We start from the raw sequence: 22,732 nt of genomic DNA, 5'->3' as shown, positions 1-22,732 counted from the left end.
TAAAACTGTCACTTTCAATGTCTAAAATTCATACAGCCATATTGACATTCTGTAACTGGCTGACAGTTAATTTAAATTAGTTCGAAAAAAATTTTTGGTCGTACCTCTGTTTTGTCGACCGAATTACATGGACTCTTCTGTATTGTTGAAATACCGATTATGCTGCGCCGTTACGTTCTCTATATAAAACGAATAGCCTCGCACTCAGTATTGAAGACAACGAAAGAACACTAATAGTTCCCCTTGCCTATAGTTTCAATTTGCGCCCAATTAGCTAACTTTTCAACCCCTAATTTGCAATCTATTTGAAATAAAAATTCAGCTGGGTTTGCCACATTAAATGACTCCGTCATACGAGTGGCACAATCAGTTTTTTACACATCAAATTGATGTTAATTTTTGCATCAACTATGTTTTTTTGGGTTTTTTGACAAGAAGTGATCACCCTGTTTCGGACATAAGTCGAATTCGCGGGTATTTTTGTAAGGCAGCTTCATGAAACCGGCAACACCAACACCATCTATGCTCATGGCGTATTGCATTATTTCATTGAGTAATTCTCGAAATCTAGACTCTTGGGTTGCATCCAATAGCCTGTAGTAATGGTGGATTTTCAATCGTTGAGATAGAGACTCGAAAATAATACAGCCTGTGTGATGTATTTTGTTTAACTCAAACACACATTGGATGATTTTTTTCGGTAATTGGAGTTGCTCGTCAGGGTCTTTACCATCTTCAAAATAGGAATGCGGCCTCAGTGTCTCAGTGCTGGGAATATCAATAATGTCATAGCTAAGCTGTGGCAAGTGCTCAAATACAAATGCCCCTGTCGCGTCGCGTTCGACTTGAATCGTTTGCCTCGCATCAAACAAGCAACATTTAAACAAGCCCTTTTGTTCAATGCCTTGCGCTAATTTAACGGTATTATCAACGGCGTCTTGGAATGCCAGTTGCAGAGACTCATCGTAGAGAATTAAACTCGATTCCACGAATAGATTGTCCTGTTTCCAATGGAAACTCAGTCCACCGACGACTGGATATTTAGCTAAACGGCTAATGGATGCCAAAAATGCTTTTTCGGTGTCACCGGTATCAAAGAGAAATTCACGATAGTACCGCTCCAGTTGTGCATCATTGACATCGACCAAACGATGTTCGCTATCCGCTTGTCGTAAAAACTGTTTACGTGAGCTATATACCACAGTGTCTGGCAAGGTGTCGGCGTGTGAACTCCAAAACGGTATTAATGATTTCGTTGGCTCACGATGTACATCTGGGATAAATGCTTTTGCCATTGCGGGCATATTTCGCATAAAGTAATCGCCCGCTTTGTCTCTTATGTCTTTATCTTTAGAGAGCATGCCGTCGATTACACGGGCAAATTCCACAGGTAACCCTAAAGAACTTGCTGGAATAACTTGCGCGCCAAAGCGACACGATTGCGCAGACGCTAACGCATAGAGCGTTGATGCGACTCCTTGCTCATCGAATCTAGGGGAAGATTTCTCCCCAGACATTTGCTCATCCCCGATAAAATAGACATCCCCCATACGAGCATTGGTATTGGTGATATCTGAAGACATTAAATCCATGACATTGGCGCCAACGGGGTTGCGCCGCGCATCCAACTGAGCATAAACAGAACTACCCCAGTCCACCAATGAAAGTCCTCGACTAACCGGATCCCATACTAAGTTTGATGGCTTAATGTCACCGTGAACTACTGGCGTTGGTGTGATACCGTTGCGATGCTCACGCAGCACCAACAAAAGCGTGTGAAGCTGTAATGCAAGAGCTAACACTTGCTTGGGCTGGATTTTCCCCTGACGCAGAGAAAAATATTCTAAATCATGGCCTTTAGAGCGCGCCATCATCAAGATCCCCTGCTTTTTTATGCGTTCAAAAGCGAAAAACTTGGGGATCATTGGGTGATTAAAGCGCGATAGCATGTAGGCTTCATCTTCTAAGCGGTCACGCACAGACTGAGCCAAAGTGATCCGTGAGAATTTAAACACCCATTGCTGGTACTCTTCATCGACGCCCGCAAACACGAATCCAAACGCACCGGAACCAATGAGTTCAACATCACGATAGCCAAGCATGGTCAGTTGCTTTATACAGATATTTAACCATTGCTTGTGCTTTTTGGCATCACGATGTGAGAGCAAATAGATGGATTGCTCTTCATTGATGTAAAAATTGGTGATTGGCCGACGTGCCACATAAACCTCGAATATACCTAACTCTCTGCGCAGTTTACGCTTTTTTTGTGAATCCTGAAATAAGAGGAAACAAAATAGACTCACAGATTGCTTGTTCAGTGAGCAGTGATAACGTATGATTTTTTTACATAAATTTAATAAATCAACGAAATGGAGTTCTCATGAAGAAAATCCTACTTGGTGCAGTAGCAATTGGTGCTATCGCCGCTGGCGTGTATTACCAACAGGCCAATAACAATACTGCACAAATCAATATGGCAGAGCTTGACTACGTACCTGCTGATACGCTGTTTTTTGCCTCGCAATTGACCCCTTTCCCTTATGAAAAATACAGTGCGTTGTTACCGCAACTCACCTCTGCTGAGGAGTTAGGCTCGCAATACGAAGAGATTAAAAAAGCATTTGAAGGGCAAGGAAATGCTAATCCAAGCGCAGCATTTATGTTGTCACTTTTGGCAAAATATGAACAGGCAACTTTAAAACAACAAGGCGCAGAAGTGTGGGGCTTGGGCAGTGAGCTACGTTACTTAAGTTATGCGATTGGATTAATGCCCGTAGTAAAATTGGAGCTTGCTAATGCGCAAACATTTATAGACACCGTCAAAGCCTCCGCAGATGAATCGGGCGTCAGCTACAGCGAAGAGAGTTTGAATAATGTTGCCTACACTCGCGTAAAAATGCCGGTTGATGAAACAAACTCCATTGATTTGATAGTCGCTAAGCAAGGCAATTGGTTAACGCTCACGTTTGATACGGCATTATTGAACAATCAAGACGACCTAGCGATTGCTCTTGGCACTAAAAAGCCAGCTACAGCGCTTTCTGCGACTACGCGTTTACAAGATTACACCAACAAATACGAATGGGACGGCAGCTCAGTAAACTTTATAGATAACACTGCGCTTGTATCAGCCTTGGTCAATGATAAGCCATCTCGTTTATCACAAATGATCGATACAATTCTCTCTACCAGTGGTAATCCAGACGCCTTAGCGATGATCCGCACACCAGGCTGTAAAGCTGATTTACCGCAAATTGCAGCTAAATTCCCAGCCGTTGTATGGGGCACATCAGACCTAGAAGTAACAGAGAAGTACGCGAACTTCGATGCTGATTTAGTATTGGAAAGCACCGATGCTGATTTACTCGGTGCCATGGCTTCAATTCGTGGCTTTATTCCATCGCATGTAACAAAATCGGAATCGGCAATGCTGAGCGTTGGTTATGGTATCGATGTAAGCAAAGTGGCAGCGTTCACCAATACAATTTGGCAGTCTTTTACTAAAGCCGAGTTCCAGTGTGAACCGTTGATAATGGCACAACAGCAAGCGAAACAGGCAAACCCAATGGCCATTGCTATGGCAACTGGTATGTTCTCGGGGATTAAAGGGTTCAGTGTTAGCATCAACGATATGGACCTAGATTTGAGCAACCCCGATATGCCTGACTTAAAAGAGTTCAACGGCATTGTAACGCTCAGTGCAGACGATCCAATGACGCTGATTAACACAGCTAAGAGTTTCGCTCCAGAGTTGGCGCAAATTGAAATCCCAGATGACGGCACGGCTGTTTCTATCTCTGAATTAGCACAAGGCATGGAATTACCTATCGATGCTAAATTAGCTGTAAATGGTAATCACATCACGGTATACAGCGGTGATAGTGCCGCTAAAACAGCTCAAGCATTAAAAACCGAAGCCCTTGTCGCAAATGGTTTAGTCGGCGTGTCTGTGCAACTTGAACCTTTCATGAAATTGTTGGTTCAAGCGTCTGAAGCATCGGGTGAAGAATTACCGCCTGAATTTAAATCACTGGCGGAGCAAAATATCAGCAGCTCTGTAACTACAGATATTAATAAACACGGCTTGCAATTGAGTTCGTCATCACATATCCGTAAAGACTAATAAAAAAGGGCGACCACTTGTTATTGGAGTGATCGCCTTTTCATATCTTTCTAAACTATTCCCGATATCGTTTGCTTGTAAGAGCTAATATGGCTGGCACCATCTCAACGTCAAAAGACTTTGCGAGCCTATGAGTTTCCAATAAATCAAACGTGTAGTTAATGTAGAAGTTACACTCTGGGAAAGCTTCTAATATTGTAAATTTTGACACCTCTGCAGTTTGAGCATCAACAGCAAACAAACTTGTTAATTGTTTACTAAAAGAGATTGCAGTTGCACATTGATTATTCGCACGCTCGGCTCTCATTATCACACTACGTATGCTTGCAGCAGTATCTTTAGTAAGCTTTATAAACAACTCATTTGATGGTGATTTACTAAGCTTTACAGTAGTATTGTGTAGATGTACTGTCTCTAACAATGCATCTGGCTTTACATAGTTTTCACTATCAAGACAATTATAAGAGTAAGCTATTGTAGGAAAGAGAAACATCATTCCAATTAAAGAGTATTTGTACATAGTCCTGTTCATCCTTATCTAGGGCATGCTTCAATATTCGGGATTTTTTCACCCACAAATGGGAACTTCATAACATACGTGTGCTCCGCCTGATATAAGTCCTCTGATTCAAAACGATATTTACCATTGAGCATTATATCAACCGCGTTGGTCATGACTTTTCTGTAGAGCTTACCAGTGTTATTTGTGAAACCGAACGCTCCTGCACCGTTACTGCCAAACTGTAGTACGGTACCTGAATCTATTTTACGCTGGAGTGCATGTACAGTGCCAATGGTATGACCAACACGAAAGCCCCATGTGTAAGCGAGAACTTCGAAATTGTATAAATGTTTATACGAGTCGTATCTAACATGCGGGAAGCCGTTAGCATCAAAACCATCGATGTAGGGGCCGTCCATTTCATGATTGTCAGACATATCAAGATCGTCGCACATTTCAACAGAGGTTCCTGCAAATATTGACGCATTCGGTCTAATAATTCTAAACGGGTTTGAACCAGAAGTTTTATCCCATTTATTGCCTTCATAACCACCATAAATGAATAATCCACCTATAGAATGGAAGGCTGCCCTGCTTACTCCGTCTTCGTCTTTGAGTCTATGAAAATAAGTGGTTTCTTCGCCAAACACAGCGTCTTTATCAACTTCTGGTGCAGCCTTATACGATGTTAACTGCCGACCTAGGTCTTCGTATCGAACGTTCCACCACATGATGTTACCGCCGGCAATTATCGCGTCTTTACCACTGTCAACATACTTATTAAAATTGTCCTGCCCTTTGACTGACCAATACTCATTGTGTCCTGGAATCAATAATAGTTCACTGTTAGAAAACTCTTCATAATTGTCTAAGTCAGCGTCTGTAATGTACTGAACATCTTCGGCAAACATACTCTCTGAATCGATCCAGTTTAAAAATGGACGAATTAAATGAATCACGTCCCATGCCCAGCTGAACACTTCAGTGTCTATTCTTTGCGGCCTTAAGAAAGAAACACTTACTGCTTTGTCATTTTTTGTACCTGTAAGCGGATCATAACAAGGGTAAAGTCCCCTGCCACCATGACAAGAATAAGCATTTTGAGTATTTGTTGGCACAACCAAAGTAATTTTGGCCTTTTTGCTAGGGTTCTTAACGGTGAAGAAAACTTCTTCTTGACCATTCACATAGTATATACCCGAAGAAAGCTCCTCTAATGTGGTAGTTGCGCTTACATCATAGTTAAACCCATCCACCCAAGGCTCATCCCCCATCGCTTTTTGCTTTTTATAGTCGGCTGGCGCGATTGACACTATTTCGTTATTGACATCTGTAATGTATATTTTGTCCGTTAAAGAAGCGTCTGTGGATAAATGAAAACGAATAGTCTCATTAGGTAACACCGACAAACCGCTCACTATTTCGTTATTACCGTTTATATTACGAACCACGGATGTATAACCATTGATAATGGTCGCAGGAGACAAAACGAAGTCTACATTGTAAACATCAATTGCTTCTGGTGTTTCCGCCTCAATAACTAAGTCTACGTCAGAATCATTGAATCCATTTGTCTTAAATATGAAACTCCCATCTTCACCAATTTCGAAGCTGTCGGGCTCTTTTATTGTTTTAATAGTGGTATGGGATGCTAATTTTTTATTAAAAAGCCACGAGGCTAACTGACCTTCATCAGTTATTAGATACTGCTTATTGATGATATTTCTAGGCTTTGTTGAAGTTGTTCCATCTTTATAATCGTCTACATTTTCTGATCCACAACCGAATAAAAGCGTCGCTGTGAGCAAGCCGTAAATACAACGTTTAGACATTACAATCCCTTGATTAATTTTAAAATTCCAAGAGATTGTAATGTAAGAGTAATGCTAGTTTAATTGACTTAAGTGCAATAAAATTGCATTTATTGTACAAAAAAGAACAGTGACACTAAAATGTAACTGGGCTGTTAGTTTGACGCTAATGTTTCGCTACAAACGAATGCCACCATCAATTTCGACTACACGACCCGTGAAGAAGTCGTTTTCAAAAATGTACTTGGCAGTATGTGCAATTTCTTCAGCTTCACCCAAACGACCCACAGGCTTCATTTGCACAAGGCGTTCTTTTGCTTCAGGCTTCATGGCGTCAGTCATTTTGGTGCGGATCACACCCGGTGCAATTGCACCCACGCGAATACCGAATCGGCCAAGCTCTTTCGCCCAGCTCGTTGTCATAGCGACAACACCTGATTTCGCCGCAGAATAGTTTGTTTGGCCCATGTTACCGGCACGCGCAACACTACTCATGTTGATGATCACACCACCCTCGCCGCCTTCAACCATGTGCACAGCCGCTTCGCGACCACAAAGGAAAACGCCTGTTAGGTTTACATCAATAACAGATTGGAATTGTGACAATGACATTTTATCAATCACTTTGCCTTCTTTAGCCTTGATGAAAAGGCCATCACGCAAAATACCAGCGTTGTTAATTAAGCCATGAATTGAACCGAATTCTTCAGCAATAGCTGCGAAAGTTGATTCAACTTCTTGTTCCACACTGACGTTAGCAACATAGCCACGAACCTTTGCATCTTTGTTGATGTTTTCAGCTTTCAATTGCGCCACCGCTTCATCGAGCAATGCGCTGTCCATATCGATTAACGCAAGTTGCGCACCATGTTGCGCTGCCATCGTCGCCATTGCAAGACCCAAGCCTTGCGCGCCGCCCGTAACCACAATGGTTTTGTTCATTAAATCCATAGTTACTTCTTCTCAAATAAAGTGAAAATAGAACTGAAATCTTGTTTGCCTGCACCTTGGTTTTGCAACAAGGTGTAAAGGTTCTTACTTAGCGCACCAAGGGGTGTCGCTGAACCAGAGTGCTGTGCTGCTTCCATGGCTAGTCCTAAATCCTTAGCCATTAAATCAACCATAAAGCCTGGCTCGTAGTTGTTACTTGAAGGCACTGAATCAATCACTCCCGGACACGGGTTATACAATTCCAACGTCCAGTTTCGACCAGAGCTACTTAGCATAATATCCGATAGCACTTTAGGGTCTAAACCATGGTTAATACCCATTTGAATTGCTTCACTGGTGCCGGCCATGAGAATGCTCAAAAGCATGTTGTTGCAGATTTTAGCTACTTGGCCCGCGCCCATCGCCCCGGCATGAAAGATGTTCTTACCCATATTCTCAAGAATCGGTTTAACCGCTTCAAAATGGGCATCATCGCCGCCAACAATGAATGTTAATGTGCCGGCTGCTGCACCTGCTACACCCCCAGATACTGGGGCATCAACAAATGAGATACCTTTGCTCTCGAGCGTTTCACCAACGTGTTTTGCGCTTGCTGCATCTATGGTTGAGCAATCAATAACAAGGGTATCCTGACTTAAGCACTCAATCAGGCCGTTTTCACCTAAATACAGCTGTTGTACGTGTTTGGCCGCCGGCAACATACTAATCACAAATTGCGCATCAACCGTTACATCAACTGCATTTTTACACGCAGTCGCACCTTCTTCAGCTAATTGACTTACCACGTGTTGGTTTAAATCAAATACCTGAACTTCGTGCCCTGCTTTGATCAGGTTACGCGCCATCGGTGCGCCCATGTTACCTAATCCAATAAATCCAATCTTCGCCATAATTGACTCCTAAACTAAGGTTTCGAGTGGGTTTTCTTCCCACTGAGGCGCAAAAAATTGCTCGATGACTTCCTGCGGTACGCTGTCCAATGTTGGATATTGCCACTTTGGTGTCATGTCTTTGTCGATTAACAACGCACGCACACCCTCTTGGAATTCACCTACTTCGCAGCAATGCACAGACATACCCAATTCCATCTTGAAACAGGCTTTAAGAGATAGCCCTTGCGCACGTTTTAACTGTTCAAACACGAGGTGAGCACTCAATGGGCAGCCGTTTTTAAGCGTTTTAATCGCACGCCCAAGCCACTTATCTTCGGTCTCTATTCCACTGAGATAATTGACTTTTTCAGCTAGGGTTTGGTAATCGCCAAGCTTTGCGATGACTGCTTGATGTTTACGCAGCCCGCCTTTTTCCATAGCACGAGAGTCGTTATCGAATTTTTTCAATATTTGCGTGAGTTTGTCATGATTCAGAGCCGCTACTTTGCCCCAGCTCTGCGTACCTAATGTCTTAAGTAAAGAGTCAAAGCGGTCACTGTCGATGCTATGATCGGCCAGTGCCGCATAGCGAGCATCGTCGGCGTTCATGATTGCGCCTGTAAGGCCTAGGAATAAACCAACATTATCGGGGGATTTCTGCAAGAAGTAGCTACCACCTACATCGGGATACAGACCGATGGTGATTTCCGGCATAGCTAACTTCGAGTTCTCGGTAACCACGCGGTGACTTGCACCGGCCATAAGCCCCATGCCGCCGCCCATGATAAAGCCATCACCCCAAACGATAATAGGCTTGTCATAGCAATGAATAGCGTAATCTAGTCGGTACTCTTCACTGAAGAAGGTTTTGCCATAGTCTTTTGGCTCACCCGTGGCCATTGCTTTGTGCAGCGATACCACATCACCACCAGCACAAAATGCCTTGTCACCAGAGCCTTTGATAATGACTAATGCCAACTCTTCATCTTCGGCCCAATGTTTGAGTTGTTTATCTAACAACCGAATCATGTTGAGGTTAAGTGCGTTGAGTGCTTTTGGCACATTCAAGGTCGCCAATCCGATTTTGGCGCCGTTAGTACACTGGGCTAACTCAAACACCACCTCTGCATCATTACTGTTTAGAGGGATTATTGATTCCATTAGCCATTCACCCAATTTGCTTTGCGTTTTTCTAAAAACGCATTCACACCTTCTTTTTGGTCTGCGGTATCAAATAACTTAACGAACAGCTCACGCTCAAGTGGCAACGCGCTAGTGATATCGCCATGACGACCTTTTTGAATTAGCTCTTTACAGAAGCTCACAGCAACAGGGCTTTGCTCGCCCACTTGCTCAGCTAGCGCTAATGCCTTATCTAGTGCGGTACCTGTCTCAACAACTTCTTCAACTAAACCAATTTCACGCGCTTTGTCTGCTTTTAGACGTTCACCACACAAGATCATGCGTTTCGCCCAGCCTTCACCGACCAACCAAGACAGGTTCTGTGTGCCACCAGCACACGGCAATAGGCCAACTTTGGCTTCTGGTAACGCCATTTGAGCTTGCTCTTCAGCGATACGGATATCACACGCTAGTGCCACTTCAAGACCACCGCCCATGGCAAAGCCATTAATGGCAGCGATAGATACACCGCGGAAGTTTGACAATGCTTCGAATGCCGCACCGAATACTTGTGACATTTGCGCTGCAACGCCTTTATCACCACCGGCAAAAATATTTAAGTCAGCCCCCGCGGAGAAGAACTTCTCGCCTTCACCAGTAATAACCAGTGCAAAGATGTTTTTATCAGCATTTAATTCACAAACGATGTTAGTCAAACTTAACAGTGTTTGCTCAGTCCACGTGTTTGCAGGTGGGTTACTCATCGTTAATACAGCGGTGTGACCTTGCTTTTGTACTTTTATTTGTGCGCTCATGGTCCCTCCTAAAGAATTTCGTTAACTTCGTCTGCCAAGATACGACGCGCTACGATCAAGCGCATAATTTCGTTCGTACCTTCAAGAATTTGGTGTACACGAACATCACGCAGATGACGCTCAAGTGGGTATTCCTTGATGTAGCCGTAACCACCATGGATTTGCAGTGCGTCATCACAGACTTTTACACCCACGTCAGTGGCAAAGCGTTTTGCCATTGCGCAGTAAGCAGTCTTTTCGCTGTCGCCTGAGTCTAGTTTAAAGGCAGCCAAACGTACCATTTGACGCGCTGCAACAAGTTCCGTATTCATGTCGGCTAGTTTAAATTGTAGTGCTTGGAATGCGGCAAGTGGTTTGCCGAATTGCTCACGCTCTTTTAGGTAAGCTTTAGCCGTATTAAGAGCTTGTTGCGCAGTACCAATTGAACAAGTGGCAATATTTATACGACCGCCATCGAGTCCTTGCATCGCAAACTTAAAGCCTTCGCCTTCATTACCGAGTAGATGGTCCGCTGGAATACGTACGTTTTCAAAAGTCACAAGGCGTGTAGGTTGTGCATTCCAACCCATTTTCTCTTCCGCTTTACCGTAAATGATCCCTTGCGCGTCAGCAGGTACTACAAATGCACTAATGCCCTTTGGACCGTCTTGACCGGTGCGTGCCATAACCACAAGTACATCGGTGCTGCCCGCACCTGAGATAAACATTTTAGAACCTGTGATCAGGTAGTCATCACCGTCACGAACCGCTTTGGTTTTAAGTGACGCAGCATCTGAACCACTGCCTGGCTCTGTTAAGCAATATGACGCAAGCTTTTCACCAGTAACCAGCTCCGGACAGTAGATATCTTTGGCGGTTTGCGTACCGAAGCTCGCCACCATCCACGTCGCCATGTTGTGAATCGTCAACATAGCCGTCGTCGCTGTACAACCTTTAGCTAGTTGTTCGAAAATGATGCTTGAATCTAAACGAGACAGGCCTAAACCGCCCGCTTCTTCTGGTGTATACAGGGCACAAAAGCCGAGTTCACCCGCTTTTTGAATCGTTTCTTTAGGGAAAATGTGCTCTTGGTCCCATTTTGCAGCAAATGGTGCCATCTCTTGAGCCGCAAAGCGCTCTGCCATATCGGCAAAGGCAAGTTGGTCTTCTGATAAATTAAAATCCATAACTTTCTCTCTTGTACTGCAGTTATCAGTGGGTGCCATACGCCACCCACTGCAAGAATTAAATTACTTAAGGTGAATACTCATGTTCGGACCACTTACTACGTCGTCTTCAAACCAACGTGCTGTAATTGTTTTGGTCTCTGTATAGAAACGCACACCTTGCTTACCGTAAGTGTGTTGATCACCGTAGAAAGAGCCTTTCCAACCTGTGAACGAGAAAAACGGCAATGGCACAGGGATTGGTACGTTAATACCGACTTGGCCAACTTCGATGTGGTGTTGGAACTTACGCGCCGCGGCACCACTTGCAGTAAAGATTGACGTCCCGTTACCGTACGGGTTGTCATTAATAAGTGCGATTGCTTCGTCTAGCGTATCAACGAACACACAGCAAAGTACTGGACCGAAGATTTCTTCGCGGTAAATCGCCATGTCTTTGGTGACATTAGTGAATAGCGTTGGGCCAACCCAGTTACCATTTTCATAACCTTCAACAGTGCAATCAGAGCCATCTAGTAAACACTCTGCACCTTCTGCCTTGCCTTGTGCGATAAGAGAAAGAATGCGCTCTTTGGCTGCCACTGTCGTTTGTGGGCCGTAAGCAGAATCAGCTTTATCCCACGGGCCTGGTTTGACAACACTCAGGGCTTCTTTAAGCTCGCCCACCCACTGCTGCGCGCTGCCCACGAATACCGCTACCGAGATACCCATACAACGTTGACCTGCAGCACCCACAGAAGAACCTACTAGGTTGTTGATTACGTTTTGCTTGTTGGCGTCTGGCATCACCACCAAGTGGTTCTTTGCACCTACGCAACATTGCACACGTTTTAAATTCGCTGTGCCCTTGTCATAAATGTATTGACCCACGCCACATGAACCGACGAATGAAATTGCGCGTACGTCTTCGCTTTCAAGAATTTGGTCTACTTGGCCTTTAGTACCGTGTACAACTTGAAGTACGCCTTTAGGTGCACCTGCTTCTTCAAATAGTTCGACCAAACGCATTGGCGTTAGAGGGTCTTGCTCTGATGGCTTAAGTACGAAGGTGTTGCCGCACACAATCGCCAACGGGAACATCCACAATGGGATCATTGCAGGGAAGTTAAATGGTGTTACACCGGCACACACACCTAACGGTTGAATTAGTGAGTATGTATCTATGTTACGAGCCACATTTGATACCGTTTCACCCATCATATTAGATGGAGCATTCGCTGCCTGTTCAACAACTTCGATACCACGCCATACATCGCCTTTCGCATCTTCAAACGTTTTACCTAGCTCATGACAGATAATCGTAGCTAACTCGTCATGATGGTCTTTTAGCAACTGTGCGTAACGCATCATAATTCGAGCACGCTCACTTACTGGCACTTCTTTCCACGTTTGGAACGCTTCTTTGGCAGACGCTATCGCTTGAGCTACTTCGCTTTGTGTCGCCATTGGCACTTGAGCCAATACTTCTTGGTTAGCCGGATTAACTACGTCTAACCACTGTGATGATTCTGATTGGCGCATCTCGCCATCGATATATAATGGTACCTTATGCATATTGCATGTCCCCCAGATAAGAAAAGCGCCCAGTCATTATTGTTATGCGGGCGCTTAGGATAATTAAAGTGCTTCGACTGCAAGCGCTACGGCTTCACCACCACCGATACACAGTGATGCGATACCGCGCTGTTTGCCTTGATTACGAAGCGCATGAATAAGTGTCGTTAAAATACGTGCACCACTAGCACCAATTGGGTGGCCTAGTGCACATGCACCACCATTGACGTTTACCTTGTCTTTATTTAAGCCCATTTCATTAATAGCTAACATGGTAACCATGGCGAATGCTTCGTTGATTTCCCATAAATCAACATCGTTTTTATCCCAATCCAACTTGCTTAATAACTTCTCCATCGCACCAACTGGCGCAATAGTGAATTCAGCTGGAAGGCGTGAATGCGTGCTATGACCGCTGATCTTGGCGATTGGCGTCATACCTTGTTTTTGTGCTTCTGCGTAGCTCATTACGACTAAAGCTGCAGCACCATCTGAAATAGATGAAGAGTTTGCCGCTGTGATAGTACCGTCTTTTTTGAACGCTGGGCGCAGTGAAGGAATTTTGTCTGGACGGGCATTGCCTGGCTGCTCATCAGTATCAACAACCACATCACCTTTACGTGTGCTAATAGTATGTGCCACCACTTCGTTGGCGAACGCACCTGAAGAAATTGCCTTGTTGGCCTTTTCTAATGACGAAACCGCAAATTCATCCATTTGCTCACGAGTAATTTCATATTGGTCTGCGGTAGCTTGCGCAAAACAACCCATAGCCAAGTTATCATACGCATCTTCAAGACCGTCCATCATCATGTGGTCTTTCACTTCGCCGTGACCCATACGCATACCGCCGCGAGCTTTAGGTAGTACATAAGGTGAGTTAGTCATGCTTTCCATACCACCGGCAACTACACTATTTACGCTTCCCGCTTTGATGAGGTCATGCGCTAGCATCACAGCTTTTAAACCTGAACCACATACCTTATTTATGGTTGTAGCACCTGTGTGCTTATCCATACCTGCTTTTAGCATTGCTTGGCGTGCAGGTGCTTGACCTAAACCTGCTGGCAATACACAGCCCATGATCACTTCATCTATTTCAGACGGGTTGATGTTGATGCTTTCTAGTGCGCCTTTAATGGCTGTTGCACCTAATTCTGTGGCACTCGCACCACTTAAAGCCCCCATGAAACCGCCCATAGCGGTACGTTTGGCACTAACAATAACAATATCGTTGTCGTTTAGCTGTGAGCTCATATTTCTTTCTCCATAATCAGTTTCACTTGAGCATACATAAAATTTACGTTTACGCCAACGTCAATTAGATGAACCGAAATGATGGCAAATTAGTCACTGTAAACATATCTGACCAACCTGTTTACCCAACTAACAGTTCCTATCATTCGTGACGAACCCCACTATTTACGCGCTATTAGCCTATAAATTCTATAGATAATTAGTTATATAAGAGATTCGAATTCCAGCTTTACCTTTACGTAAACTTCACTTATATTGGTGTTAATATTTTGTAGTAGATAAGACTAAATAATGATGACCGAGCAAAGCCAACAGGAACAGACTTTCTCCATCAGCGACTTGGCGAAAGAGTTTGATATTACCACCCGAAGCATTCGTTTTTACGAAGACCAAGGGTTGATCACCCCACGTCGTAATGGCCAAACACGCATATATTCCAAGCGCGATAAAGTACGTTTGAAACTTATTTTACGTGGTAAGCGTTTAGGATTTTCACTTGCTGAAACCGGTCGTTTATTCGAGCTATACGACGCTGATAAGTCCAGCGCTAAGCAGTTGGCCACCATGTTAGACCTTATCGAAGAAAAGAAAGAACACTTAATACAACAGATGGACGACATCAAAGTGGTATTAATGGAATTAGTTACGGCCGAAAAACGCTGCCGCGAAACACTCTCACATTTACAACAGGATTAATCATTATGAGTACTATCTCGCTTTATAAAGAACTCAACTTCGGCTTAGGTGAAACCGCCGATATGATCCGCTCTCACGTCAACAGCTTCGCCAGTGCTGAAATCGCGCCGCTAGCTGAGAAAACAGACGTAGAAAACCAATTTCCAAACGAATTGTGGCCGCAACTAGGTGAAATGGGTTTACTGGGTATGACAGTAGACGAGCAATACGGTGGTGCTGGTCTTGGTTATCTTGAGCACGTGATTGCAATGGAAGAAATCAGCCGCGCAAGTGCGTCAATTGGCTTGAGCTACGGTGCGCACTCTAATCTGTGTGTTAACCAAATTTTCCGAAATGGTAACGAAGAACAAAAACAAAAGTATCTACCAAAACTAGTCAGTGGTGAACACATTGGTGCCCTTGCGATGAGCGAGCCAGGTGCAGGTTCTGACGTTGTATCTATGCGCCTAAAAGCTGAAAAGAAAGGCGATCACTATATTCTTAACGGTAATAAAATGTGGATCACCAATGGTCCAGATGCACACACCTACGTTATCTATGCAAAAACAGATGCTAACGCAGGTCCTAAAGGCATTACCGCTTTCATCGTTGAACGCGACACACCGGGATTCACGCAAGCGCAAAAGCTAGACAAACTTGGAATGCGCGGCTCTAACACCTGTGAGTTGGTATTTGAAAACTGTGCGGTACCTGAAGAAAACATCTTAGGTAACCTCAATGAAGGTGTAAAAGTACTTATGAGCGGCTTAGATTATGAGCGCGTAGTACTTGCCGGTGGCCCTCTGGGGATTATGCAAGCGTGTATGGACGTGGTTGTGCCTTACATTCACGAGCGCAAGCAGTTTGATACGCCAATCGGTCAATTCCAGCTTATCCAAGGTAAAGTGGCAGACATGTATACGCAGATGAACGCTGCGCGTTCGTACGTATATACAGTTGCACGTGCATGTGACCGCGGCGAAACCACTCGTAAAGACGCTGCTGGCGTAATTCTTTATGCGGCCGAACTCGCCACTAAGATGGCGCTTGATGCAATTCAAATCCTAGGCGGTAACGGTTACATCAATGAGTACTCAACAGGTCGTCTTCTTCGTGATGCCAAGTTATACGAAATTGGTGCAGGTACCTCTGAGATTCGCCGTATGTTAATTGGCCGTGAGCTATTCACTGAAAGCCGATAAGGTGCATTATGACCATATTAACTTCAGCAATTAACCCAAAGGATCCGCAATTTCTCACCAACGATGAGTCAATGCGCGCCCTAGTAAAAGATTTACACGACAAAGCTGCCACCTTGCGTGGCGGCGGTGGCCCAAAATATGTTGAGCGCCATCAGAGTCGTGGAAAATTATTCGTACGTGACCGTATCGAGCACCTACTAGACGAAGGGTCACCTTTTCTAGAAATTGGTCAGTTCGCAGCGTTTGGTGTGTATGAGCAGGATATCCCGTGTGCCGGTGTTGTAGCAGGAATCGGCCGAGTTCAGGGCGTTGAATGCATGATTGTGGGTAATGATGCCACCGTTAAAGGCGGTACTTACTTCCCATTAACTGTTAAAAAGCATCTACGCGCTCAAGAAATCGCAGAGCGCTGTCACCTACCTTGTATTTACCTGGTAGACTCAGGCGGCGCTAACTTACCAGAGCAAGATGAAGTATTTCCAGACAAGCTGCATTTTGGTCGTATTTTCTTTAACCAAGCACGCATGTCTGCGAAAGGCATTCCACAAATTGCAGTGGTAATGGGCTTGTGTACTGCAGGTGGTGCTTATGTCCCCGCGATGGCAGATGAGAGCATCATCGTAAAAGAGCAAGGCACTATTTTCTTAGCCGGTCCTCCGCTTGTAAAAGCAGCAACGGGTGAAGAAGTGAGTGCTGAAGATTTAGGTGGTGCTGACGTACACTGTAAAGTGTCTGGTGTCGCCGACCACTATGCCGATAACGACGAACATGCACTATCCATTGCCCGTCAATGTATTGCCCGTATTAATCATGTTCGCCCAGTTGCGCCGGTATTAGAGCCTGTCAAACCGCCACGTTACGATATCCATGAACTCTATGGCATCGTCGGTAGTGACCTTAAGAAGAGCTTCGATGTGCGCGAAGTGATAGCCCGTATCGTTGATGATTCGTCATTTGATGAGTTTAAACGTTACTTTGGCGAAACTTTAGTTACAGGATTTGCCCATATCTATGGACACCCTGTGGGCATTGTTGCTAACAACGGTGTGTTATTCAGCGAATCAGCACAAAAAGGCGCGCATTTCATTCAACTGTGTGCGAAACGCAATATACCTTTAGTCTTTTTGCAAAATATTACTGGCTTTATGGTAGGTCAAAAATACGAAGCCGAAGGGATTGCAAAACACGGGGCAAAAATGGTGACTGCCGTGTCGTGTGCCGAAGTCCCTAAGTTTACCATTTTGATTGGTGGCTCTTATGGTGCAGGTAACTATGGTATGTGTGGCCGTGCCTATGACCCAACTATGATGTGGATGTGGCCAAACGCGCGTATCTCGGTAATGGGCGGCGAACAGGCTGCTGGCGTATTGGCACAGGTTAAACAAGATGGTCTTGCCCGCACCGGTGAGTCGATGAATGATGAACAATTAGCGGCATTTAAGAAACCGATTGTTGAGCAATATGAGCGTCAAGGTCACCCTTATTATGCCAGTGCGCGCTTATGGGACGATGGCATCATCGATCCAGCGGATACTCGTTCAGTACTTGGCCTAGCGCTTGAAGCTGCTGCCAATGCACCTCAAAAAGACACCGAGTTCGGTGTGTTCAGAATGTAGAGGTGCGTGATGTCAGTTACTCTTAATATCAGCAAAAGTCGTATAGCGACACTTACCTTGCAACGTGTTGAAAAACACAACGCCTTCGATGACGCGTTGATCAGTGAAATGATCCGTTTAATTGAACATGCAAGTACTCTAGATATACGCGCGCTAGTGCTTAACAGTGAGGGCAAACATTTCTCAGCGGGCGCTGACTTAAACTGGATGAAATCCATGAAAGACAACAGCTTCGATGACAATGTTGCCGATTCACTGGAACTTGCCAAACTCATGCATGTGCTTCACACCTGCCCGCACCCAACTATTTGCTTAGTGCAAGGTGCCGCGTTTGGTGGCGCATTGGGTCTTATAGCGGCATGCGATATTGCCCTAGCTAATCCAACAGCCAAGTTTTGTTTGTCGGAAGTTAAATTGGGTTTAATTCCAGCAGTGATCAGTCCCTATGTGATCAAAGCCATCGGTGAGCGCAACGCCCGTCGTTACTTTCTTACTGCAGAGGTGTTCGACGCAAACAAGGCCGCAGATATGGGCCTAGTCCATGAAGTCTGTGAAGACCTACAAGCCGAATGCGACAAATTCCTCGACATTATCACTGACAATGGCCCAATGGCTGTTAAAGCGGCGAAAAGCTTAATAAATGATGTCGCAGGCAAAGATATTGATGCCCAGCTACGTCATTTGACCGCAGAGCGCATCGCGGCCATTCGTGTGAGCGATGAAGGCCAAACTGGCTTGAACGCATTTTTCAACAAAGAAGCGCCTGCTTGGCAACAACAAGGATAAACCATGCTTAGACGAATTTTGATAGCTAACCGCGGTGAGATTGCTTGTCGTGTTATCCGCAGTGCCAAGGCACTGGGCATGCATACCATTGCTGTTTACTCAGACGCAGACGCTAACGCCCAACACGTAAAAATGGCTGACAGCGCTTACCATATTGGCCCGGCGCCGAGTAAATCCTCATATTTGGATATGGACAAGCTGTTTGCCGTGGCAGAAAAGTCAGGCGCAGACTGTATCCACCCAGGATACGGTTTCTTATCTGAAAACGAAGCATTTGCAGCTTTATGCGAAGACAAAGGCATTACTTTTATTGGTCCTTACGCTAAAAGTATCGAGGCTATGGGTTCAAAGACCCGCGCTAAAGAGATAATGGCCGATGCCAATGTGCCACTCGTGCCTGGTTACTATGGTGAGAAGCAAGACCCCACTTTCCTGTCAGATGAAGCAGATAAAATCGGCTACCCTGTACTTATCAAAGCAGCCTATGGCGGCGGCGGTAAGGGCATGCGCGTAGTGCGTGAACCTAAAGACTTTATGAGCGCGCTCGAAGGCGCAAAACGTGAAGCAATTAGTAGCTTTGGTAATGACCTAGTGCTCATTGAACGCTACGTCGATAATCCGCGTCATGTGGAAGTACAAGTTTTTGCTGATAAGCACGGTAATTGTGTTTATCTTGGCGATCGCGACTGTTCATTACAACGTCGTCACCAAAAAGTTATTGAAGAAGCCCCTGCCCCAGGTCTCAGCGATACAATGCGCAAAGCCATGGGTGAAGCGGCAGTTCGCTGTGCCAAAGCCATCGATTATGTCGGCGCGGGTACAGTTGAATTTCTCCTATGCGGTGAAGAATTCTTCTTTATGGAGATGAACACACGATTGCAAGTAGAGCATCCCGTGACTGAAATGGTAACGGGTGTTGACCTAGTTAAATGGCAAATCGCCGTTGCTTCGGGTGCTCAACTGCCGCTTACTCAAGAGCAAGTTGTCATCAGCGGGCACAGTTTTGAAGCCCGTTTGTACGCAGAAGACCCAAGTGAGCAATTCATGCCAAGTAGCGGTACACTCACTCATTTGAGCTTCCCAACAGCAAGCGACAATGTGCGTATCGATACAGGTGTCACCAGTGGCGACGAAATAAGCTCATTCTATGACCCTATGGTGGCCAAGCTAATCGTTAAAGGCGAAGACCGTACTGCGGCACTTTCACTGCTAGAGCGTTCATTGCATGAAACCTATGTCGGTGGTGTAAAAGCGAACATTGGATTCCTTATCGCTCTTTGTCAGGCGCAGCCTTTACAAGATGCGACCATGGACACCCACTTTATCGACAATAATTGCGACGAGCTAACTAAAGAGCCAGCGCCTGACTATCGCAGTATGGCGATGGCCGCCTGGGTGTATTATTGCCACCTACAGGCTAAAGATAAAAAGCAACACTCGCCGTGGACACAACTTTCAGGCTTTAAGCTTAATTCGGTCAATGAAATCAAAGTACCACTCGCTGATCACACTGTTGTTCTACACGCCAATACAAATGGCTTGAAGCTCGACATAGACGGCGACTCTTACTCATTGGCCGGTGAGCAACTAGATAACAATCGCTACATTGCAGTGGTCAATGGCGAGCGTTTGCGTGCTGATGCGACCATTGATGATGAAACCCTTACGGTGTTATTAGATGGCCTCCAGTATGCATTCACATTGACCTCTAAGCACTATATTGGTGCTGAGCAAGCAGGCAGTGATGCCCTCGCCGCGCCAATGAATGGCACGGTTGTGAAACACCTTCTTAAAGTCGGCAGCTTAGTCAAACAAGGTGATGCCATTGTCGTTATGGAAGCAATGAAGATGGAATACACATTAAACGCACCATTTGACGGCGTGTTGAGCAGCTATTGCTATGGTGAAGGTGAGCTTGTAAGCCATGGAGCCTTACTGGCTGTCGTCGAGGAGCAAAGTTAATGGCTGTGCCTACGACTTTCCCAAATAGTGTGCGTATCGTCGAAGTGGGAGCACGGGACGGCTTACAAAACGAAAAGAGTGTCACCACTGAAGATAAGGTGACACTCATAAACGACCTAATTGATGCAGGGCTTAAACATATCGAAGGCGGCGCTTTTGTGTCACCTAAATGGGTGCCACAAATGTCAGACTCGAGCGACGTGTTTGCAGCAGTCAAACGTTCCGATGAGGTGTTATTCAGCGCACTAACGCCCAACCTAAAAGGTGCTGAGCTGGCCTTGAATGCCAAGGTTGGTGAATTTGCAATTTTTACAGCAGCGAGTGAAGCTTTTACGCAAAAGAATATCAATTGCTCTATCGAACAGAGCATTGAGCGTTTTCGTCCTGTTGTTGAGCTTGCAAACCAACACGGCATCAAAGTACGTGGCTATGTCAGTTGCGTACTGGGTTGCCCGTATCAAGGTCCAGTGTCGCCAGAGCAAGTGCTTGATGTGTGTAAACAATTATTGGCTCTTGGCTGCTATGAAGTGAGCCTTGGCGACACCATAGGTGTGGGCACTGCTAATGAAGTCGAAGCATTGCTGAGTTTGTTGCTTGAGCACATAGATGCAAACCAGCTTGCTGTTCATTTCCATGATACCTATGGCCAAGCGATTAGTAATATCTACGCAGCATTAAAAATGGGTATAAGCACTGTGGATAGTGCAGTCGCAGGACTTGGCGGATGCCCCTATGCAAAGGGAGCGTCAGGAAATGTTGCCACTGAAGATGTTGTCTATCTTTTGCAAAAGCTTGGCATTGACACTGGAATTGATTTAAAAACACTGGCCCGCGCTGGCGAGAGAGTTTGTAACGCGCTGGGTAAAAAGCCTCAGAGCAAAGTTGCCAATGCCATATTGGCCAGTGAAGAATAAGAACCCGAGGAGTGCTTAGACATGTCCGGATTTAATAAAGTAGTGAATAGTTACGCCGAAGCCATGGCTGGATTAAAAGATGGTGATACCATCATCGCTGGTGGCTTTGGTTTATGTGGTATCCCAGAGGGTTTAATTGCAGAAATTAAACGCATGGGCACCACAGATTTAACGGTTGTATCAAACAACTGTGGCGTCGATGATTTTGGTTTAGGTATCTTGTTACAAGACAAGCAGATCAAAAAAATCATCGCGTCATATGTGGGTGAAAACGCGCTGTTTGAAAAACAAATGCTCGATGGCGAATTGGAAGTTGAATTAACTCCTCAAGGTACCTTGGCTGAAAAAATGCGTGCTGGTGGTGCTGGCATTCCAGCGTTTTACACCGCCACAGGATACGGCACCCCTGTTGCTGAAGGTAAAGAAGTGAAAGAATTCGACGGGCGTCCATATATACTCGAAGAGTCGATTACCGGAGAGTTCGCTATCGTTAAGGCGTGGAAAGCTGATCGCTACGGCAATTTAGTGTTCCGACACACCGCAATGAACTTCAATCCGATGGCAGCAACTGCCGGCAAAATCACTGTTGCTGAAGTTGAAGAAATTGTAGAACCGGGTGAATTAGAGCCTAGTCAAATTCATACTCCAGGAATTTATGTTAACCGTGTGATCAAAGGCAACTTTGAAAAACGTATTGAACGCGTAACAACGCGCCAAGCTTAAGGAGAGTGATCATGTCATTAAATCGCGAACAAATCGCTCAGCGCGTAGCAAAAGAGTTGCAAGACGGCTACTACGTTAATCTTGGTATTGGTATTCCAACATTGGTTGCTAACTATGTACCACAGGGTATTGAAGTTATGTTGCAATCTGAAAACGGCTTATTGGGAATGGGTCCATACCCTACAGAAGATGAGCTTGATGCCGATATGATTAATGCGGGTAAAGAAACCGTTACAGCTGCACAAGGTGCCGCTATATTTAATAGTGCCGATAGCTTTGCCATGATACGTGGAGGTCATGTAGACTTGACCGTCTTAGGTGCATTTGAAGTTGATCAGCACGGCAATATCGCGTCGTGGATGATCCCGAAAAAGTTAATCAAAGGCATGGGTGGCGCGATGGACCTTGTGGCAGGAGCCAAAAACATCATCGTAACCATGACTCATGCTAGTAAACATGGCGATTCAAAGTTACTTGAACAATGCGAGTTACCCCTTACTGGTGTAAATTGCGTCAAAAAAATCGTAACTGATTTAGCTGTGTTAGAAGTCAAAGACGGCGCTTTTCATTTGCTAGAGCGCGCTCCGGGTGTTAGTGTTGATGAAATAATCAGCAAAACAGCGGGTAAACTCATCGTCGAAGGCGATGTACCAGAAATGAGCTTTGACTAAGGGTAAA

19 protein-coding genes are annotated in these 22,732 nt (G+C 45.1%); 9 read left to right on the top strand and 10 right to left on the bottom strand.

From position 1 onward, the window contains the following. Positions 1-404: 404 nt before the first annotated feature. A complete protein-coding gene (locus V1358_RS01135) occupies positions 405-2,222 on the bottom strand; it encodes a protein kinase domain-containing protein (RefSeq protein ID WP_347389374.1) in 1,818 nt (605 codons plus the stop codon). A gap of 161 nt (positions 2,223-2,383) precedes the next feature. Here V1358_RS01135 and V1358_RS01130 point away from each other — a divergent pair, with 161 nt between their 5' ends. Then, complete coding sequence (locus V1358_RS01130) at positions 2,384-4,126, top strand: hypothetical protein (protein ID WP_347392319.1); 1,743 nt, start codon at positions 2,384-2,386, stop codon at positions 4,124-4,126. 55 nt (positions 4,127-4,181) lie between these two features. Here the strand turns inward: V1358_RS01130 and V1358_RS01125 are convergent, their stop codons facing one another. The 9 genes from V1358_RS01125 to V1358_RS01085 form a co-directional block, all read right to left on the bottom strand. Beyond that, on the bottom strand, positions 4,182-4,646 hold the full coding sequence (locus V1358_RS01125) for a hypothetical protein (protein WP_347392318.1): 465 nt from the start codon (positions 4,644-4,646) through the stop codon (positions 4,182-4,184). Between the two features lie 14 nt (positions 4,647-4,660). Then, on the bottom strand, positions 4,661-6,460 hold the full coding sequence (locus V1358_RS01120) for a N,N-dimethylformamidase beta subunit family domain-containing protein (protein WP_347392317.1): 1,800 nt from the start codon (positions 6,458-6,460) through the stop codon (positions 4,661-4,663). Positions 6,461-6,616: 156 nt separating this feature from the next. Beyond that, entirely contained in the window at positions 6,617-7,390 is a 774-nt protein-coding gene (locus V1358_RS01115) for an SDR family oxidoreductase (protein WP_347392316.1), read from the bottom strand. 2 nt (positions 7,391-7,392) lie between these two features. Further along, a complete protein-coding gene (mmsB, locus tag V1358_RS01110; RefSeq protein ID WP_347389377.1) occupies positions 7,393-8,280 on the bottom strand; it encodes a 3-hydroxyisobutyrate dehydrogenase in 888 nt (295 codons plus the stop codon). A 9-nt stretch (positions 8,281-8,289) separates the two neighbouring features. Further along, positions 8,290-9,423 (bottom strand): enoyl-CoA hydratase/isomerase family protein, encoded by a 1,134-nt coding sequence (locus tag V1358_RS01105; protein ID WP_347392315.1) that lies wholly within the window; start codon positions 9,421-9,423, stop codon positions 8,290-8,292. Continuing rightward, complete coding sequence (locus tag V1358_RS01100; RefSeq protein ID WP_347392314.1) at positions 9,423-10,199, bottom strand: enoyl-CoA hydratase; 777 nt, start codon at positions 10,197-10,199, stop codon at positions 9,423-9,425. Before V1358_RS01100 ends, V1358_RS01105 begins: the two co-directional genes overlap by 1 nt. A gap of 8 nt (positions 10,200-10,207) precedes the next feature. Beyond that, positions 10,208-11,365: an acyl-CoA dehydrogenase family protein gene (locus V1358_RS01095; protein WP_347392313.1), complete on the bottom strand. Its 1,158-nt coding sequence runs from the start codon at positions 11,363-11,365 to the stop codon at positions 10,208-10,210. Positions 11,366-11,428: 63 nt separating this feature from the next. Further along, complete coding sequence (locus V1358_RS01090; protein ID WP_347389381.1) at positions 11,429-12,919, bottom strand: CoA-acylating methylmalonate-semialdehyde dehydrogenase; 1,491 nt, start codon at positions 12,917-12,919, stop codon at positions 11,429-11,431. Positions 12,920-12,982: 63 nt separating this feature from the next. Continuing rightward, positions 12,983-14,176: a thiolase family protein gene (locus V1358_RS01085; protein WP_347392312.1), complete on the bottom strand. Its 1,194-nt coding sequence runs from the start codon at positions 14,174-14,176 to the stop codon at positions 12,983-12,985. 291 nt (positions 14,177-14,467) lie between these two features. Between V1358_RS01085 and V1358_RS01080 the strand changes: the two genes are divergently transcribed. From V1358_RS01080 to V1358_RS01045, 8 genes are read left to right on the top strand one after another with little or no spacing between them, the layout of a single operon-like run. Continuing rightward, positions 14,468-14,872, top strand: a complete 405-nt coding sequence (locus V1358_RS01080; protein ID WP_347389383.1) for a MerR family transcriptional regulator — start codon at positions 14,468-14,470, stop codon at positions 14,870-14,872. A 5-nt stretch (positions 14,873-14,877) separates the two neighbouring features. Further along, positions 14,878-16,053 (top strand): isovaleryl-CoA dehydrogenase, encoded by a 1,176-nt coding sequence (locus tag V1358_RS01075; RefSeq protein WP_347389384.1) that lies wholly within the window; start codon positions 14,878-14,880, stop codon positions 16,051-16,053. An 8-nt stretch (positions 16,054-16,061) separates the two neighbouring features. Beyond that, complete coding sequence (locus V1358_RS01070; protein ID WP_347389385.1) at positions 16,062-17,669, top strand: carboxyl transferase domain-containing protein; 1,608 nt, start codon at positions 16,062-16,064, stop codon at positions 17,667-17,669. A gap of 9 nt (positions 17,670-17,678) precedes the next feature. Then, positions 17,679-18,455 (top strand): enoyl-CoA hydratase-related protein, encoded by a 777-nt coding sequence (locus V1358_RS01065; protein WP_347392311.1) that lies wholly within the window; start codon positions 17,679-17,681, stop codon positions 18,453-18,455. Between the two features lie 3 nt (positions 18,456-18,458). Then, a complete protein-coding gene (locus V1358_RS01060; RefSeq protein WP_347392310.1) occupies positions 18,459-20,417 on the top strand; it encodes an acetyl/propionyl/methylcrotonyl-CoA carboxylase subunit alpha in 1,959 nt (652 codons plus the stop codon). Continuing rightward, positions 20,417-21,331, top strand: coding sequence for a hydroxymethylglutaryl-CoA lyase (locus tag V1358_RS01055; protein WP_347392309.1), 915 nt, complete (start codon positions 20,417-20,419; stop codon positions 21,329-21,331). Before V1358_RS01060 ends, V1358_RS01055 begins: the two co-directional genes overlap by 1 nt. Positions 21,332-21,352: 21 nt before the next feature. Further along, a complete protein-coding gene (locus V1358_RS01050; RefSeq protein WP_347389389.1) occupies positions 21,353-22,054 on the top strand; it encodes a CoA transferase subunit A in 702 nt (233 codons plus the stop codon). Between the two features lie 11 nt (positions 22,055-22,065). Then, on the top strand, positions 22,066-22,725 hold the full coding sequence (locus V1358_RS01045) for a CoA transferase subunit B (RefSeq protein ID WP_347389390.1): 660 nt from the start codon (positions 22,066-22,068) through the stop codon (positions 22,723-22,725). Positions 22,726-22,732: the final 7 nt, after the last annotated feature.

It is taken from the genome of Pseudoalteromonas pernae (assembly GCF_039831865.1).
Classification (GTDB): domain Bacteria; phylum Pseudomonadota; class Gammaproteobacteria; order Enterobacterales; family Alteromonadaceae; genus Pseudoalteromonas; species Pseudoalteromonas pernae.
The sequence above is the reverse complement of the archived record's forward strand: the minus strand, read 5'-3'. Positions and strand labels throughout refer to the sequence as shown.

Bases quoted from the DNA above. Each gene is read 5' to 3' on its own strand.
- V1358_RS01130 (WP_347392319.1), top strand. From the start codon at position 2,384: ATGAAGAAAATCCTACTTGGTGCAGTAGCAATTGGTGCTATCGCCGCT.
- V1358_RS01075 (WP_347389384.1), top strand. From the start codon at position 14,878: ATGAGTACTATCTCGCTTTATAAAGAACTCAACTTCGGCTTAGGTGAA.
- mmsB (WP_347389377.1), bottom strand. From the start codon at position 8,280: ATGGCGAAGATTGGATTTATTGGATTAGGTAACATGGGCGCACCGATG.
- V1358_RS01120 (WP_347392317.1), bottom strand. From the start codon at position 6,460: ATGTCTAAACGTTGTATTTACGGCTTGCTCACAGCGACGCTTTTATTC.
- V1358_RS01055 (WP_347392309.1), top strand. From the start codon at position 20,417: ATGGCTGTGCCTACGACTTTCCCAAATAGTGTGCGTATCGTCGAAGTG.
- V1358_RS01080 (WP_347389383.1), top strand. From the start codon at position 14,468: ATGATGACCGAGCAAAGCCAACAGGAACAGACTTTCTCCATCAGCGAC.
- V1358_RS01050 (WP_347389389.1), top strand. From the start codon at position 21,353: ATGTCCGGATTTAATAAAGTAGTGAATAGTTACGCCGAAGCCATGGCT.
- V1358_RS01065 (WP_347392311.1), top strand. From the start codon at position 17,679: ATGTCAGTTACTCTTAATATCAGCAAAAGTCGTATAGCGACACTTACC.
- V1358_RS01090 (WP_347389381.1), bottom strand. From the start codon at position 12,919: ATGCATAAGGTACCATTATATATCGATGGCGAGATGCGCCAATCAGAA.
- V1358_RS01070 (WP_347389385.1), top strand. From the start codon at position 16,062: ATGACCATATTAACTTCAGCAATTAACCCAAAGGATCCGCAATTTCTC.
- V1358_RS01105 (WP_347392315.1), bottom strand. From the start codon at position 9,423: ATGGAATCAATAATCCCTCTAAACAGTAATGATGCAGAGGTGGTGTTT.
- V1358_RS01095 (WP_347392313.1), bottom strand. From the start codon at position 11,365: ATGGATTTTAATTTATCAGAAGACCAACTTGCCTTTGCCGATATGGCA.
- V1358_RS01045 (WP_347389390.1), top strand. From the start codon at position 22,066: ATGTCATTAAATCGCGAACAAATCGCTCAGCGCGTAGCAAAAGAGTTG.
- V1358_RS01125 (WP_347392318.1), bottom strand. From the start codon at position 4,646: ATGTACAAATACTCTTTAATTGGAATGATGTTTCTCTTTCCTACAATA.
- V1358_RS01060 (WP_347392310.1), top strand. From the start codon at position 18,459: ATGCTTAGACGAATTTTGATAGCTAACCGCGGTGAGATTGCTTGTCGT.
- V1358_RS01100 (WP_347392314.1), bottom strand. From the start codon at position 10,199: ATGAGCGCACAAATAAAAGTACAAAAGCAAGGTCACACCGCTGTATTA.
- V1358_RS01085 (WP_347392312.1), bottom strand. From the start codon at position 14,176: ATGAGCTCACAGCTAAACGACAACGATATTGTTATTGTTAGTGCCAAA.
- V1358_RS01115 (WP_347392316.1), bottom strand. From the start codon at position 7,390: ATGGATTTAATGAACAAAACCATTGTGGTTACGGGCGGCGCGCAAGGC.